General features: G+C 74.3%; 9 protein-coding genes. 4 read left to right on the forward strand and 5 right to left on the reverse strand.

Going from position 1 to position 16,327, the window contains the following annotated elements:
* Window positions 1-193: 193 nt before the first annotated feature.
* Both ACIQCJ_RS22900 and ACIQCJ_RS22905 read right to left on the reverse strand, forming a co-directional pair.
* Window positions 194-2,782 carry an ABC transporter permease gene (locus ACIQCJ_RS22900; protein ID WP_402712337.1) on the reverse strand — a complete coding sequence of 863 codons (2,589 nt, stop codon included), beginning with the start codon at window positions 2,780-2,782 and terminating at the stop codon, window positions 194-196.
* On the reverse strand, window positions 2,779-3,639 hold the full coding sequence (locus ACIQCJ_RS22905) for an ABC transporter ATP-binding protein (protein ID WP_402712338.1): 861 nt from the start codon (window positions 3,637-3,639) through the stop codon (window positions 2,779-2,781). The genes ACIQCJ_RS22900 and ACIQCJ_RS22905 overlap by 4 nt, the downstream gene beginning before the upstream one ends.
* Before the next feature lie 550 nt (window positions 3,640-4,189).
* Here ACIQCJ_RS22905 and ACIQCJ_RS22910 point away from each other — a divergent pair.
* Both ACIQCJ_RS22910 and pepN read left to right on the forward strand, forming a co-directional pair.
* Window positions 4,190-4,489, forward strand: coding sequence for a hypothetical protein (locus ACIQCJ_RS22910; protein ID WP_402712339.1), 300 nt, complete (start codon window positions 4,190-4,192; stop codon window positions 4,487-4,489).
* Window positions 4,490-4,854: 365 nt separating this feature from the next.
* Window positions 4,855-7,428, forward strand: coding sequence for an aminopeptidase N (pepN, locus tag ACIQCJ_RS22915; RefSeq protein ID WP_401715539.1), 2,574 nt, complete (start codon window positions 4,855-4,857; stop codon window positions 7,426-7,428).
* Window positions 7,429-7,731: 303 nt separating this feature from the next.
* Here pepN and ACIQCJ_RS22920 read toward each other — a convergent pair whose 3' ends face one another.
* Entirely contained in the window at window positions 7,732-9,069 is a 1,338-nt protein-coding gene (locus ACIQCJ_RS22920; RefSeq protein WP_402712340.1) for an MFS transporter, read from the reverse strand.
* Window positions 9,070-9,206: 137 nt separating this feature from the next.
* Between ACIQCJ_RS22920 and ACIQCJ_RS22925 the strand changes: the two genes are divergently transcribed.
* Window positions 9,207-9,722 carry a MarR family transcriptional regulator gene (locus tag ACIQCJ_RS22925; protein WP_355337179.1) on the forward strand — a complete coding sequence of 172 codons (516 nt, stop codon included), beginning with the start codon at window positions 9,207-9,209 and terminating at the stop codon, window positions 9,720-9,722.
* 156 nt (window positions 9,723-9,878) lie between these two features.
* Here the strand turns inward: ACIQCJ_RS22925 and ACIQCJ_RS22930 are convergent, their stop codons facing one another.
* Together ACIQCJ_RS22930 and malQ are read right to left on the reverse strand one after the other, a co-directional pair.
* Window positions 9,879-10,130 (reverse strand): hypothetical protein, encoded by a 252-nt coding sequence (locus tag ACIQCJ_RS22930; RefSeq protein ID WP_188282296.1) that lies wholly within the window; start codon window positions 10,128-10,130, stop codon window positions 9,879-9,881.
* Between the two features lie 48 nt (window positions 10,131-10,178).
* Complete coding sequence (malQ, locus tag ACIQCJ_RS22935; protein ID WP_402712341.1) at window positions 10,179-12,368, reverse strand: 4-alpha-glucanotransferase; 2,190 nt, start codon at window positions 12,366-12,368, stop codon at window positions 10,179-10,181.
* A 372-nt stretch (window positions 12,369-12,740) separates the two neighbouring features.
* Between malQ and ACIQCJ_RS22940 the strand changes: the two genes are divergently transcribed.
* Entirely contained in the window at window positions 12,741-16,244 is a 3,504-nt protein-coding gene (locus ACIQCJ_RS22940; protein WP_402712342.1) for a beta-N-acetylglucosaminidase domain-containing protein, read from the forward strand.
* Window positions 16,245-16,327 lie beyond the last annotated feature (83 nt).

Here is a 16,327-nt window from a genome sequence, read left to right on the forward strand (position 1 = left end):
GGGGGGGGGGGGGGGGGGGGGGGCGGGGGTCGGTTAATCACGCCCCGGGGCGCGGGGGGGGGGGGGGGGGGGGGGGGGGGGGGGGCCCCCCCCCCCCCCCACCCCCGGTACGTACCTGAACAGGGCGGCCGTCTTCCTGACGGCCGCCCTGTCCGCGTGCACCGAACGCGTTCAACTCACCGTGTCCGGTAGGCTATTCGCGGGCCGCGCCCGCCGCCGCCGGGTTGGCGCGCAGCAGCGCGCGGGCCGGAAGGGCGGTGGAGAGCAGGCCGATGACCGTCGCGGCGCCCGCGAGGCCGAGAGCCGTGCCCGGCGGGATGTACGGGCTCGCGCCGGTCAGACCGCGGGCGATCGGGACGAGGGTGATCCACGCGATGGCACCGCCGATCAGCAGCCCGGCCGCGGCGACCAGCAGCGCCTCCAGGCGGACCATGCCGAGCACCTGGCGGCGCGTGGTGCCCGCCAGCCGCAGCAGCGCGACCTCGCGGCGCCGGTCCAGCACCGTCATCACCAGCGTGTTCGCGGCGGCGACCGCGGCGAATCCGCCGAGGACGGCGGCCATGACGCTGTTCGCCCAGGCGTTCAACTCAAGCTCCTTGTCGGCCTGCTGGCGGTACCCGGCGCGGTCGGTGACCGTGAGCCCGGCGACGCCCAGCCGCGACAGGTCCCGCGCGACGGCCGTACGGTCCGCGCCGGGCGCGTCGTGCACCAGCACCTGCGTGTCGTACGCCGTCCGCGCGTGGTCGGCCACCGCCGCGCGCGGCATCAGCAACTGACCGATGCCCAGGCCGCGTTCGTACGTCGCCACGACCGTGGGCCGCACCTGGGTGCCGTCCCCGAGCCACAGCGGGATCCGGTCGCCGACCTTCACCTTCGCCGTACCGGCGAGCAGCGAATCCACGGCGACGGTCCGGCCGTCACCGGTCAGCGCGCTCAACGAGCCGGTCTTGACCCCCAGTTGGAGGACGTCGGGCAGCTTGCCCGGGTCTCCGGAAACACCCAGCAGGGACGCGGAGTTGAGCGAGCCGGAAGCCCGGTAGAGCGCGCCGGTGCGCAGGACGCCGACCGCGCCGTCCACGCCGGGCACCTTCGCGGCGCGCTGCGCGGTGTCGGCGGGCACCCCCGCGCCGGACGAGCCGAGCACCTGGTCGGCGACGACGCCGTCCTTGATCTGGTGGGCAGCCTCGTGCTTGAGCGAGCCCTGCATGCACAGGAGCGTGCCGCAGAAGGCGGTGACCAGCACGATCGGGGTGATCGCGGAGGCCAGCCTGCGGGCGTTGGCCCGGCTGTTGGCGGCGGCGAGCTGCGAGGCGGCACCGCCCGCGCGCAGCGGCAGGCCGAGCAGCGCGGCGGCGGCCCAGGCCACGACGGGCCCGAGGAAGGCCACGCCGACCATGAAGCAGAAGACGATGCCGAGGGCGACGTTCGCGGCGTCCTCGCCCGTGGTGTGCGCGGCGACGGCGGCCAGGACGCAGCCGCCCGCGACGGCCGCCGCGCCGAGCACGGTCCTGATGACGCCGGGCCTGCGGCGCTCCACCGCGGCCTCGCCGAGCGCCTGGCTCGGCCGGGCCTTCGACGGGCGGCGGGCGGCCAGATATCCGGCGGCCAGCGCCGCGAGCAGGCCCGCGCCGACCGCGCTCACCATCGGGATCCAGCCGGTGCTGAGCGTCACCCCGGCCGGGACGGCGTCCCGGTGGACGAGCTGCCTCACCCACCAGCGGGCCAGCGCCACGCCGGGCAGGATGCCCGCGGCGCCCGCGATCGGCGCCACCAGCATCGCCTCGGTCGCCACGGTCCGGCGGATCTGCCGCGGGGTCGCGCCGACGGCGCGCAACAGCGCGATCTCCCGGCCGCGCTGGCCGATCGCCAGCGCGACGGTGCCCATCACCACGAACACGGCCGTCGCCGTGGCGATCCCGCCGAACGAGGCGCCGATCGCCGTCAGCATCTCCTTGCCCTCGGCCAGCTCCGGGTGCTCGGCGAGACCGCGGCCGTCGCCGGTGCGCACCTTCGCCGGGTCGCCGGGGGCGCCCTTGACCGCGGCCTCCACCTGCCGGGCCAGCTCGTCCGTGCTCACGCCCTTGGCGGGCAGCACGGCGATGGCGTCGGTGCGGCCCGGGTGTCCCGACAGGCGGTCGGCGACGGGGTCGGCGAAGTAGGCCGAGGCGCCGGCCGTGGCGCTTGTCGTAGCGCTTGCCCTGGTGCCGTCTTTCGCGCCGGCGCCGGTGCTGGTCTCCGTGTCGGTCAGGCCCGAGACCTTGTACGTGGTCGCGCCCGTCGGGGTGGTCAGCGTGAGGGTGTCGCCGACGCCGACGTGCGCCGCCCGGGCGGTGGCCGCCGACAGGGCGACCTCGCCCGTACCGGGTGCCCGCCCCCGCACCACCGTGCTCGCGTCGATCGCGTGGGCCGACCAGTCGCGGCCGGTCAGCGGCGGCAGCGTCTTCGACTGCACCGGGAAGGCCGTGTCGGGTACGGCCGCCGACACGCCCGGCGCGCGGGCGATGCGGTCGGCGAGCGCCGTGTCCACGCGGGGCTGGTCCGGCAGCGACGCCGCGTCGCTGTCGGCGTCGTCGCCGTGCCCCGTGGTGATCCGCGCCGACGGGTCGGCCGCCACCACGACGGGCGTGGCCGCGTACCGCACCGGCTTCACATGCGCCGTGATCCCGGTCTGGAGCATGCTGCCGCACGCCGTGATGACGGCGGACGCGAACAGCAGCGCGACGAAGGTGCCCACGAAGGACGCGGGCCTGAAGCGCACGGAGGCGCGGGCCAGGCCGTTCATGCCGCCGCCCCCACCCGTCCCGCGCCGCGCCCGGTCTCGCGCTGGGTCTCGCGCTGGGTCTCGCGCTGGGTCAGCGCCACCATCCGGTCCGCGACCGCCGTCGGCTCGGGGTGCCACAGCTCGTCAGCGAACGAGCCGTCCGCCAGGAACAGCACGCGGTCCGCGTACGACGCCGCCACCGGGTCGTGCGTCACCATCACCACGGTCGCGCCGAGCCCGTTCACCGCGTGCCGCAGCAGCCCCAGCACCTCGCGGGCCGTCCCCGTGTCCAGGGCCCCCGTCGGCTCGTCCGCGAAGATCACGTCAGGCTCCGTGACCAGCGCCCGCGCGATGGCCACGCGCTGCTGCTGCCCGCCGGAGAGCTGGCCGGGGCGGCGCCTTCCGTGGCCTTCCAGGCCCACCTGGGCCAGCAGCTCCGCCACCCGGCGCCGGTCGGGGCGCTCGCCCGCCAGGCGCTGCGGGAGCTGGACGTTCTGCTGCACGGTCAGCGACGGCAGCAGATTGAACGACTGGAACACGAACCCGATGCGGCTGCGCCGCAGCTCCGTCAGCCGCTTCTCGCTCAGCGCGGTGATCTCCACCCCGCCCAGCAGCACCTGCCCGGCGCTCGGCTTGTCCAGTCCGGCCGCGCACTGGAGGAACGTGCTCTTCCCCGAGCCGGAGGGGCCCATCACCGCCGTGAAGCTGCCGCGGGGCAGCCCCAGATCGATGCCGCGCAGCGCGTGTACCGCGGCCTCGCCGCGGCCGTATGTGCGCCGCAGTTCTCTCAGCTCCACCGCGTACGCCGTGGCCGGCGTGCCTGTCGTTTCGGCGTCCGCCGCCTTCTGTGCCCGCTTGCGTTCGCGCCGCGACGCCATCTCTTTCCCCTCAGCTCAGTTCGCTTCCCGACCCTCTCGACGCTACGGAGCCGCGCTCTCCCGAACCATGGCGTCCCCTGGCGTCCCCATGGTGGGGACAACCCCCGTCCCGGCGTGACGGCTGCCGCCGTTGTCTTGTCTTTCCCGCCCGCCCACCCGTGCGGGTGCTTTCTCCGTCTGCGGGTGCCGCTTGTGCCTGGTCGGTGCCGGTCCGGGGCACCTCCTCGAAATGCGGCTACCTGTTCTCCTGTATCCGGTGCCCTTCTTGTCACCGCATTTCTGCGGGGGCACCCCGGCCCGTCCCCTCCCGGTACGTCGGCGTCCGCCTGTCCGGTGGGGGTGGCCGGGGAGGGGGGTGGGCGGGTGGGCTCGGGTACGTCGGCGCCCGCCTGCCGGTGGGGGTGCCGGGAGGGGGGTGGTGGGCTCGGGTGCGTCGGTGGGGGCCAAGGGGCTGCTGGCGGGTGGGGGCTGGGGGGCGTTGGTGATCGTTGGCAGGGTCGGGTGGAATGGGGGGTGTTGATCACTCTCATGCGATGGGCGAGGAGCTGGCGTGGCCCGATGGATGGTCCTGATAAGTCCGGTCGGCGGTTCGCCTTACGGGCCCTATCGGGTTGACACCCTCACCGAGTTCGAGGCCAGCCATGAGGAGGCGCCGGGCGTCTTCCTCAACCTGGTGAACACCTTCGATCGCGATGTCCGCAAACCCCGGCGCAGGCAGGCGTTCAAGTGCTCCGAGCGGACGTACGTCCTCCGTGTCGAGGGGTACATGAAACAACTCGAGTACCGCTTCGAGCTCGCCGAACTCGTAGCCGACACCGCTGCCCCAGACCTTCCCGACACCATCCAGTAGCCCACCCCCGTTCCCCGCCACCACAGCGGAGAGACCACCGCCGACGGGCCCCACCCCCCCACTACCTCCCTCCCCCGGCCACCCCCACCGGCAGGCGGACGCCGACGGACCGGGAGGGGACGGGGCGGGGTGCCCCCGCAGAAATGCGGTGACGGGGAGGGTGCCGGATACACGGGAGCAGGCAGCCGCATTTCGAGGAGGTGCCCCGGACCGGGACCGACCCAGGCACAGGCGGCACCCGCAGACGACAAAGCACCCGCACGGGTGGGCGGGCGGGAAAAGACAAAGCCCTGGCGGCGAGCCGTGGAACGGAAACGTGCCGTGCGAGGATGGGCGTCTCATCTGACGAGAAGGAGTGGGCCACCGTGCCTGGTACGAACCTCACGCGTGAGGAGGCGCAGGAGCGTGCGCGCCTGCTCACCGTGGACGCTTATGACATCGAGCTGGACCTGCGCGGCGCCCAGGAGGGCGGCACCTTCCGGTCGGTGACCACCGTACGGTTCGAGGCCGCCGAGGCGGGAGCGGAAACGTTCATCGACCTGGTCGCGCCCCTCGTGCACGAGGTGGTGCTCAACGGCGAGCCCCTGGACGCGGCAGCCGCGTTCAAGGACTCGCGGATCGCGCTGCCCGGCCTGCGCTCCGGCGAGAACGAGCTGCGGGTCGTCGCGGACTGCGCGTACACCAACACCGGCGAGGGCCTGCACCGGTTCGTCGACCCGGTCGACAAGCAAGCATATTTGTACACGCAGTTCGAAGTACCGGACGCCCGCCGCGTCTTCGCCAGCTTCGAGCAGCCGGATCTGAAGGCGAGCTTCGCCTTCACGGTCCAGGCCCCGGCCGGCTGGACGGTGATCTCGAACTCCCCGACGCCCGAGCCCCCGGCGGACGGTGTGTGGGTGTTCGCGCCGACCCCGCGCATCTCGTCGTACATCACGGCCCTGATCGTCGGCCCGTACGCGTCGGTGCACAGCAGTTGGGAGGGGAACGGCCGCAGCGTGCCGCTGGGCATCTACTGCCGTCCCTCGCTGGCGGAGTACCTGGACGCCGAGGCGATCTTCGAGGTCACCCGGCAGGGCTTCGACTGGTTCGAGGAGAAGTTCGCGTACGCGTACCCCTTCCCGAAGTACGACCAGCTCTTCGTGCCGGAGTTCAACGCGGGCGCGATGGAGAACGCGGGCGCGGTGACGATCCGCGACCAGTACGTGTTCCGGTCGAAGGTCACGGACGCCGCGTACGAGACGCGGGCCGAGACGATCCTGCACGAGCTGGCGCACATGTGGTTCGGCGACCTGGTCACCATGGAGTGGTGGAACGACCTGTGGCTGAACGAGTCGTTCGCCACGTACACCTCGATCGCCTGCCAGGCGTACGCGCCGGGCTCGAAGTGGCCGCACTCGTGGACGAGTTTCGCCAACTCGATGAAGACGTGGGCGTACCGGCAGGACCAACTGCCGTCCACGCACCCGATCATGGCGGAGATCAACGACCTGGACGACGTGCTGGTCAACTTCGACGGCATCACGTACGCCAAGGGCGCCTCGGTGCTGAAGCAGCTCGTCGCGTACGTGGGCGAGGACGAGTTCTTCGCGGGCGTGCAGGCGTACTTCAAGCGGCACGCGTGGGGCAACACGCGGCTGGCGGATCTGCTGGGCGCGCTGGAGGAGACCTCGGGGCGCGACCTGAAGACCTGGTCGAAGGCGTGGCTGGAGACGGCGGGCATCAATGTGCTGCGGCCGGAGGTGACGGTGGCCGAGGACGGTACGGTCGCCTCGCTCGCGGTACGGCAGGAGGCCCCGGCGCTGCCCGTCGGCGCTAAGGGCGAGGCCGTGCTGCGCCCGCACCGGATCGCGGTCGGCGCGTACGACCTCGTGGACGGCAAGCTGGTACGGACCCAGCGCGTCGAGCTGGACGTCGTTGGCGAGTCGACGCAGGTGCCGTTCCCCGCGGGGACACCGCGCCCGGCCGTCATCCTGCTCAACGACGACGACCTGTCGTACGCGAAGGTGCGGCTGGACGAGCAGTCGCTGGCCGTGGTCCGCGACCACGTCGGGGACTTCACGGAGTCGCTGCCGCGCGCGCTGGTGTGGGCGTCGGCCTGGGACATGACGCGGGACGGCGAACTGGCCGCCCGTGACTACCTGGAGCTGGTGCTGCAGGGCATCGGCAAGGAGACCGACATCGGCGTGGTGCAGTCGCTGCACCGGCAGGCGAAGCTGGCGCTCGACCTGTACGCCGACCCGGCCTGGCGCGACACCGGCCTGGCCCGGTGGACCGAGGCGGCGCTGGAGCACCTGCGGACGGCGGCGCCGGGCAGCGACCACCAGCTCGCCTGGGCACGCGCGTTCACCCTCGCGGCCCGCACCGACGCCCAACTGGACGTACTGGCCGGGCTGTTGGACGGCACGGTGACGTACGAGGGACTGGCCGTCGACACGGATCTGCGGTGGGCGCTGCTGTCCCGGCTCGCGGCGACCGGCCGCGCGGACGAGAAGGCGATCGACGCGGAGCTGGCGCTCGACCCGACCTCGGCGGGCGAGCAGCACGCCGCGGCGGTACGGGCGGCGCGGCCGAGCGCCGACGTCAAGGCGGCGGTCTGGGCCTCTGTCGTGGAGGACGACAAGCTGCCGAACGCCGTGCAGGAGGCGGTGATCGGCGGCTTCGTGCAGACCGACCAGCGCGAGCTGCTGGCCCCGTACACCGAGCGGTACTTCGCGACGGTGAAGGACGTGTGGGACTCGCGCAGCCACGAGATGGCCCAGCAGATCGTGGTCGGCCTCTACCCGGCTCTCCAGGTCTCGCAGGCCACCTTGGACGCCACCGACGCCTGGCTGGCGTCGGCCGATCCGGCCCCGGCGCTGCGTCGCCTGGTCGTGGAGTCCCGCTCCAGCGTGGAGCGTTCGCTGCGCGCCCAGGCTGCCGACGCCGCCGCCGCCGGCTGACCGTCCGGGCTTCTCGCCACCGGGGCCCCGGACCGCCTTCGCGGTCCGGGGCCCCGGTGCGGTTCTTCCGCCAGGGCGGCGGCCCCATCTTTCAGGGGGTACGGGGCTGCGTTCGATGTGCGGCTGCCGCCCTCCTGCGGGTCACCACCCGCCCCGGCGGGGCAGTTCGGTTGTCGCCGGACCACCCGCCGGTGGGGGCTTGTCGCGCAGTTCCCCGCGCCCCCAAAAGCCAGGCCCTGCGCAAGGTGAACGCACCGGGGCCGCGCCCCGGAAAGGCACGTCCCGCGCAAGGTGAACCCATGGCTAGGCCGCGAGGGCCGGGGTCGAGGTGGGCGGCGTCGGGCAGGGAGGCACTGGGCAAGGGGGCGCCGGGAGGGGGGCGAGGCGGACCGCGGCAGCGGGAAGGCGGGGCTCGAGGCGGAGGAGAAGGGCGGCGGCGCAGAGCGCCGTGAGGGTGAGCAGGGCCCAGGGAAGCCGGGCGTCGGCGGCGAAGAGGGCCGTGAAGAGGGAAGGGGCGAGGGTCGCGGCCAGGGACCAGGAGAGCTGGTAGGTGGCCATGTAGCGCCCGCGCAGAGCCTCGGGGGCGGCGGCGACGGCGAGCGCGCTGGAGGACGGGTTGTGCACCAGTTCGGCGACCGTGTAGAGCGCCACCAGTGCGAACACCCCACCGGCGACAGCCCATCCGGCCTGCGGCCGTACCGCGCCGAACACCCCGAGCCCCACGAAGGCGGCGGCGAAGATCACCGCGCCGAGCGCGGCGGACCGGGTGCGGCGGGCGCCGCGCCCGCGGACGCGCCCGGCGACGTGGACGCCGCCGACGGCGCACAGCACGGTGTTGACGGTGAAGGCCGCGCCGGTCAGCGACTGCGGGCCGTTCAGGGTGCCCGCGATGAAGAGCGGGAAGAGCACGGCGAGGGCCGAATAACCCAGCGCGGTGAGGAAGTTGGCGGCGGTGAGGCCGAGGAAGGCCCGGTCGGCGAGGACGAGCCGGTAACCGGCGGCGGCGGGCCGCTCGGCCGTCGCGGAACCGTCCGGCACCCGCGAGGCGCGGATACTCCGTATCAGCAGGGCGGCGACGCCGAAGCTCAGCGCGTTGAGCCAGGCGGCAGCGGTGAAGCCGCGGTCACCGGCGACGGTGATGACCAGCGAGGCGAGCAGCGCCCCGGCGCCGAGCCCGGCGTTGCGCAGGGCGCGGGCGGCGGCCTGGAGGCGGTCGCGGTCGAGGCCGCTCGCGACCTCGCCGATGTACGCCTGCTGGACGGCGGGGAAGGCGCGGTCGCCGAAAGCGGTGCCGAGGGCCACGACAGCGAAGGCGGGCAGCGAGGTCGCGAAGGGATAGAGCGCGAATCCGGCGCCGCGCACCCCGTAGAGCAGGAGTTGGACGCGGCGGGCGCCGTAGCGGTCGACGGCGGTCCCGGCGAGCGGCAGGGCGCCCATGCCGATGAGTCCGACGACGGTCAGGACGGCGCCGACCACGGCGAAGGAGAGCCCGGTGATGTGGTGGAAGAAGACCAGGCTGAAGGGGATGTACATCCCGGAGCCGACCGAGTCGACGCCCATCGCCCCGAGCAGGGCCCGCTCCCCCGGAATCCGGGCGACGGCGGGTCGTGCGGTGGTGGCTCGCGTACGCGGCAGCGACATGGTGAAGCTCCCCGATCCCGGTTCCGGTTCCGAACGAAGGCCGACCGGTCAGGTCGACAGAAGATAGCTTAGCACTAAGCTACTTACTTGTAAGCTACTTTCTTGCCGTCGAGCGACCCCGCCCCGATACTGAGGCCATGACTCAGGAACCCCTCGACGTCGTCGACGCCATCACCGGTCAGTGGAAGTCGGAGCGCCCGGACCTCGACACGCTTCCGATGGCCGTCTTCGGCCGGATCTACCGGATCGCGCGCCTGATGGGCGACCGGATGGAGAAGGAGTACCAGCGGTACGGCATCGGCCGCGGCGAGTTCGACGTGCTGGCGACGCTGCGCCGCTCCGGCGAGCCGTACACCCTCTCGCCCCGGCAGCTCTCGGCCGCCCTGATGCTCACCACCGGCGGGATGACCGGCCGGCTGGACAAGCTGGAGCGGGCCGGGCTGCTGGACCGCGCGCCCGATCCGAACGACCGCCGCGGCCTGCGCGTCTCCCTCACCGAGAAGGGGCTGCGGGTGATCGACCAGGCGGTCGGCGCCGGGCTCGCCCTCCAGAAGGCGACGCTCGACGCCGTCGAACCGGCGCAGGCGGAACAGCTCGCCGACCTGCTGCGGCTGCTGCTGGCCGCGTCGGCGGAACCGGGCGCCCGGCGCTGAGACCCGCCACGCGCAGACCCGCCACGCGCAGACCCGTATCGCGCAGACCCGTCACCCGCCCGCGCGCCCGACGCCGCGCGGGCAGCACAAAGCCCCCTGGCGCGCCGGGAAGTCCGGCGCCGAGGGGGCGAAGGGGCCCGAGGGCCGAGTGCGCGGCTACTGCTTCGGGTGCTCCTGCTCCTTGCGGGTCTTGTCGGTCACCATGACCAGACCCGCGATGACCCCGAACAGGACGAGCGGGGCGAGCACGAACAGGCTGAGCGTCTCGATGACGCTCAGGCCGGAACCCGGGTCGTCGCCGTCGTCGCGGGCGAGCGCGAACGCCGGGGTCGACATGAGCAGCATGAGCGTCGTACCGGCGGTGATGACTCCGGCGCGCACGGCCTTCTTGGTGAGCTTCTTGTCCACGCCCTCAATGTAGTGAAGCCCCTCACGGGCCGCGCGCCCGGGGTGTCCTTACGGGTGTTCCGGGCCTTCCGGGTGTTCCGCCGCCCCGGCCCCGGCCACGACGGCCGGCCCGCTCCCGGTCCCGGCGGTCGCCGCGCTCCCGGCCGCCGCCGCGACCGCCTTGTCCCCCGCCTCCGCCATCGCCTGCCGTACGTCGTCCACGAGCGCGTACAGCCGCGGCGAGACGGCGATCCGGTCCAGGGTGAGCGGGGTGCCGTCGGCGTCGGCGACGGGCAGCCGCCAGTTCGGGTACTGGTCCCAGGTGCCGGGCAGATTCTGCGGGCGGCGGTCGCCGACCGTGTCCGGCAGCCAGATGCCGACCATGCTCGCGGGCGTACGCGCCAGGAAGCGGTGAACGGCCTTCACCACCGCCTCCTCGTCGACCGCGCCCTCCGGCAGCAGCCCGAGCCGGCCGAGCAGCGCCAGCCACTCCGCGACCTCGGCGGCGTCGGCCGCCTCCTCCTCCGCGAGCGGGCGGGTCAGCAGCCCGAGCCGGTGCCGCAGCTCGACGTGTTCGCCGGTGAGCCGGGCCGCCGTGCTGGGCAGGTCGTGGGTGGTGACGGTCGCCAGGCACGACTCGCGCCACGCCTCGGGCAGCAGCGGACGGCCGTCGCCGCCCTCGGGCCCGGTCCCCTCGTAATCGCGTTCGAACCACATCACCGAGGTGCCGAGGATGCCGCGGCCCGCCAACTCCTCGCGTACGCCGGGCTCGACGGTGCCCAGGTCCTCGCCGATCACCACCGCGCCCGCGCGGTGCGCCTCCAGGGCCAGCAGGCCGAGCATCGCCTCCGCGTCGTAGCGGACGTAGGCACCCTCGGTCGGCGGGCGGCCCTCCGGCACCCACCAGAGCCGGAACAGCCCCATGACGTGGTCGATCCTCAGGCCGCCCGCGTGCCGCAGCATCCGCGCGATGAGGTCGCGGTACGGCGCGTAGCCGGTCGCGGCCAGCGCGTCGGGGCGCCAGGGCGGCAGACCCCAGTCCTGGCCGCGGGAGTTGAAGGCGTCGGGCGGTGCGCCCACCGACATGCCCGTGGCCAGGACGTGCTGCATGGACCAGGCGTCGGAACCGGCGGGGTGCACGCCCACGGCCAGGTCGTGCACGACGCCGATGGTCATGCCCGCGTCCCGCGCGGACCGCTGCGCGGCGCCGAGTTGGGCGTCGGTCAGCCAGCTCAGCCAGCAGTGGAAGTCGACCCGGTCCATGTGCTCGCTGCGGGCCCGCGCGACCTGCGGCGAACGCGGGTCGCGCAGCCCCGCGGGCCACTTGTGCCAGTCGGCGCCGTGCAGTTCGGCCAGGGTGGACCAGGTGGCGTGGTCGTCGAGGGCCTGGCCCTGCTCGGCGAGGAAGTCGACGTAGGCGGCGCGGCGGCCGGGGCTCAGCGGCACCTCGCGCAGCAGTTCCAGGGCCTCGGCCTTCAGCGCCCAGACCGCGTCCCGGTCGATCAGCGCGTCCTTGAGCAGCACGGTGTCGCGCAGCGCGGCGGCCCTGCGGGACAGCGCGTCGGCCTTCTCCCTGGCCTCGCCGGACAGGTACGCGTACTCCGGCACCTCCTCGATCCGCAGGTACACAGGGTCGGGGAAGCGGCGGGAGGACGGGCGGTACGGGGAGGGGTCGGTGGGCGGGCCGGGGACGGCCGCGTGCAGCGGGTTGATCTGGACGAATCCGGCGCCCAGCGTCCGTCCCGACCAGGCGGCGAGGTCGGCGAGGTCACCGAGGTCGCCCATGCCCCAGGAGCGCTGCGAGAGCGTGGAGTAGAGCTGCGCCATGAAGCCGAAGGCGCGTCCCGTCGGGCCCGCCAGCCGCTCGGGCGCCACGATCAGGTCGCCTCTGGAGGTACGTCCGTCGGCGGTGGCCGCGCGCAGCGCGTACCGCCCCGGCGGGGGCGTCACGGCGGGGTCCAGCGCCTCGCCCGTCTCGGTCTCGACGGTGAGCCGGGTGTCCTCGGGCAGTGCGCGCAGCGCCTGCGCGAGCGTGCCGCGGCCCGATCTGAGCACCGTGCACGGCGGGAGCAGCCGGTTGGCCCGGCGCGTCTCGTACGCCGTGAGGGCGGACTTGACCGCGCTGGGCGTCGAGGCGTCCACGCCGAGCGCCGCGAGGACGGCGACGACCGTCTCCTCCGGCACCGGGACCTCCCGCCCGGGTGCCGGCCGGTACGTCACGTCCACGCCATAGAGCCCGGCAAGCCGCACCCGGTCCATCGGGCCTCCGCATTCGTCAGTCAAGGGGTTGATCGGTCGGTCACGCGTCCTCGCTCGCACGGGTTTGTCCCGGGAGCCGCACTGACCCCTACCCCGACGCCGCGCGCTGTACCCGGAGGCGCGCCGCGCCGCTCGTTCGAGGGGAGTTCCGGAAGGCGGCCCGCGGCCCGTCCGCGACGCGCCGAAAGGGCCGCCCGTGGCGCTCCCGCCCCTGCCTGCGGCGGAAGGCGGCGGAAGGCGGCGGCGAGGCGACCGGGAGGCGGACGGAATCCGGCGGCAAAGCGGAGGAAACTCCAGCCACATTGACACCGCACCGCGAGGAGTGATGGGCTCGGCGTCCGTCGTCGGTGCAGCACTCCGCAAGGAGGAACCGTGCAGGCCCTCCGGAGGAGTTCCGCCGCAGCCATCGCGGCCACGTTCATCGGCGGCTGGCTGGCCCAGTCGCCCGCCGCGACCGCCGCTCCCGCGCCGCCGAGCACACCGCCCGCCGGGACCAGGACGGACACCGCGGCCTCCCCGCGGCCCCCGGCGGTGTGGCCGCGCCCTCAGAGTCTGCGCGCGCAGGGGCAGTTCGCGCGCGTGACGAGGACGGTGACGCTGGTCGCGGGCACGGACGCCGACCCGTACGCGCTCGATGTGATCGAGGACGCGCTGCGCGGCGCGGGCGCCCAGGAGATCCGCAGGTCGGACACGCCGGGGTCCGGGCTGACCGTCTACGCGGGCGACGCGGCGCAGCCCCGGCTGACCGCGCTCAAGGCCCCCGAGCAGGACGACTTGGCGTCCGGCGGCTACCGGCTCGCGGTGGACGGCGGCACGGTGGCGCTGGCCGGAGCGGGCGAGGACGGCCTGTTCCACGCGGCGCAGACGCTGCGTCAGCTCGTCACCAGCGACAGCGGCGGCGAGCGCGGCTTCGCGGGCGTGGTCGTACGCGACTGGCCGACGGCGGCGGTGCGCGGGGTGACCGAGGGGTACTACGGCGTGCCGTGGACGCAGTACCAGCGGCTGTCGCAACTGGACTTCCTGGCCAGGACCAAGCAGAACCGCTATCTGTACGCGCCGGGCGACGACCCGTACCGGCAGGCGCAGTGGCGCGACCCCTATCCGGCGGGTCAGCGCGCGGACTTCAGGGCGCTGGCGGAGCGGGCGACGCGGGACCATGTGACGCTGGCGTGGGCGGTGGCCCCCGGACAGGCGATGTGCTTCTCGTCGAAGTCCGACCAGCGGGCGCTGGAGCGGAAGCTGGACGCGATGTGGGCGCTGGGCGTGCGGGCGTTCCAATTGCAGTTCCAGGACGTGAGCTACAGCGAGTGGCACTGCGGCGCGGACGCGCGGGAGTTCGGCTCGGGGCCCGACGCGGCGGCGCGCGCCCAGGCGAAGGTCGCCAACGTGGTGGCCGCGTATCTGGCGCGGCGCTACGGCAGCGCCGATCTGTCGCTGCTGCCCACGGAGTACTACCAGGACGGCACGACCCCGTACCGCACGGCGCTGGCGAAGGCGCTGAGCCCGGACGTGACGGTCGCCTGGACCGGTGTCGGGGTGCTGCCCGCGCGGATCACCGGCACCCAAGTGGCGGACGCGGCAGCCGCGTTGAAGCACCCGCTGGTGACGGTGGACAACTACCCGGTGAACGACTTCGCGCCGGGCAGGCTCTTCCTCGGCCCGTACACCGGCCGTCAGCCCGCGGTGGCGACGGTCTCGGCGGGGGTGCTGGCGAGCGCGATGCAGCAGCCCGCCGCGTCCCGTATCCCGCTGTTCACGGCGGCGGACTTCGCCTGGAATCCGCGCGGTTACGACCCGGCGGCCTCCTGGCAGGCGGCGATCGACGACCTGGCGGGGCCGGATCAGGCGGCCCGTGCGGCGCTGCGCGCGCTGGCGGGGAACGAGGCGTCGTCGGCGCTCGGCGGCGACGAGTCGGCGTATCTGCGCCCGCTGACCAAGGAGTTCTGGGCCGCGCTGGACTCCGGCGACCGCGCCCGGCTGACGGCGGCGGCGGCCCGGCTGCGGTCGGCCTTCACGGTGATGAGCGGCGCGCCGCACGCCCTGCGCGGGCTCGCCGACGGCACCTTCGGCGCCGAGGTGCGGCCGTGGCTGGACCGGCTGTCGGCGTACGGGACGGCGGGCGGGCACGCGGTCGACATGCTGGTGGCGCAGGCGGCGGGCGACGGCGCGGCGGCCTGGAAGGCCCGGCAGTCGCTGGACCGCGGCCGGGCGGCGCTGACGCAGGGCACGGCGAAGGTCGGCGAGGACGTGCTCGACGGCTTCCTGTCGCGGGCGGTCGACGACGGCGACGCCTGGTCGGGGCTGCGCGCGGACGGCAGGACCGCGACGGCCACGCTCGCCTCGGGGCGCGGCACCGACCCGTCGGCGATGGTGGACGGCAAGAATTCCACGGCGTGGTCGAGCAACGCTCCCCCGCAGCCCGACGACTCCTTCGGGGTCGATCTCGGGACGGCCAAGCAGGTCGGCTCGGTGCGGATCGCGATGGGCGACGGCAGCGGCTCCGACGACTTCCTGCACGACGCGGTCCTCGAACTGTCCGCGGACGACGGCACCGGCTGGCACCGGGTCGGCGAGTACCACGACCAGGCGGTGATCTCGGCGACGCTCCCCGCGGGCACCCGCGCCCGCCAGGTGCGGCTGCGCGCGAGCGACGGGCAGTCGGGGGCGGTGACGGTGCGGGAGTTCACCGTGTCGGTGAGCGGCGAGGTGGCTCCGACGGCCAGCGGTCCCGACGACGCGTCGGCCGTGGTGGACGGCGACCTCTCCACCTCGACCGCCGCGGATTCCGACGCGGGCGCGCTGACGGTGGACTTCGGCGGCGCGCGGCTGCTGGACAGCGTGACGATCGCCGCGTCCGGTGCGCGTACGGGGTCGGGCGCCCCCGCCGCAGCGGTCGATCCGGCGCCGGGGCCGATGGCGGGTTCCCCCTTCGGCCCGCATCCGATCGCCGTACGGGACACGGGCCCGCCCACCCGCACGGCCACCGGCCGGGTGACCAAGGCGCCCGCGGCCGTGGAGGTGCACACCCCGGGCGGCGGCTGGCAGCGGATCGGAAGCCTGACCGCGGACTGGACGGAGCTGCCCGCGGGGGTCGTCGCCGACGCGGTACGGCTGTCGGACGGCGCCGGGGTGCACGAGGTGGTGCCGTGGTTCGCCGGGGCGCCGCGCGTCACGTTCGACCAGCCGGAGGTGGACGCCGAGATCGGCGGCTCCGCCGTCCCGGTGACGGCGTCGGTGGCCTCGGGGCTGCCGCGCGACGAGAAGGCGGCGGTCTCGGTGGCCGCGCCGAAGGGCAGGGCGACGGCGACCGCGCCCGCGTCGGTCCCGCTGCGGCGGGGCGCCGCGGGAGCGGTGCCGCTGAGCGTGTCGGTGCCCGCGGGTACGGCGCCCGGCACGTACAGCCTGCCGGTGCGGATCACCGTGGCGGGCCGCACCGTGGAGCGGCGGATCACCGTACGGGCGCGGGTGCGGACCGCGGGGCCCGATCTGCTGCGCGGCGGCGCGGCGACGTCCTCGGGTGACGAGACCCCGGACTTCCCGGCCTCCGCGGTGGCCGACGGCGATCCGGAGACCCGCTGGTCCTCGCCGGTGGACGACCACGCCTGGGTGCAGGTGGAGCTGGCGGCCCCGGCCCGGGTCGGCAGGGTCGTCCTGCACTGGCAGGACGCGTACGCGGCCGGATATCAGGTGCGGACCTCCGCCGATGGAGTGACCTGGCACACGGCGGCCACCGTGACCGACGGCGGCGGCGGGACCGAGACGGTGTGGCTCGACGCGCAGGACGGCACCCGGTACGTGCGGGTGCAGGGCGAGCGCCGGGCGACCAAATTCGGCTACTCGCTGTTCGGCGTCGAGGCGTACGCGGTGGCGGACTGAATGGCGGGCACATAGGCGCTTCGGCGGACGCCTGAGGACACCCTGTGTGGCTTGTGTCGCGGTTGGGCAAACCCGCTTCCGAC

This window comes from Streptomyces sp. NPDC093221, from assembly GCF_044753885.1.
In the GTDB taxonomy this organism is placed as follows: Bacteria; Actinomycetota; Actinomycetes; order Streptomycetales; family Streptomycetaceae; genus Actinacidiphila.

Excerpts from the sequence above, each read along its gene's own strand:
- ACIQCJ_RS22900 (WP_402712337.1), bottom strand. The coding sequence starts at position 2,782 with ATGAACGGCCTGGCCCGCGCCTCCGTGCGCTTCAGGCCCGCGTCCTTC.
- ACIQCJ_RS22905 (WP_402712338.1), bottom strand. The coding sequence starts at position 3,639 with ATGGCGTCGCGGCGCGAACGCAAGCGGGCACAGAAGGCGGCGGACGCC.
- ACIQCJ_RS22920 (WP_402712340.1), bottom strand. The coding sequence starts at position 9,069 with ATGTCGCTGCCGCGTACGCGAGCCACCACCGCACGACCCGCCGTCGCC.
- ACIQCJ_RS22925 (WP_355337179.1), top strand. The coding sequence starts at position 9,207 with ATGACTCAGGAACCCCTCGACGTCGTCGACGCCATCACCGGTCAGTGG.
- malQ (WP_402712341.1), bottom strand. The coding sequence starts at position 12,368 with ATGGACCGGGTGCGGCTTGCCGGGCTCTATGGCGTGGACGTGACGTAC.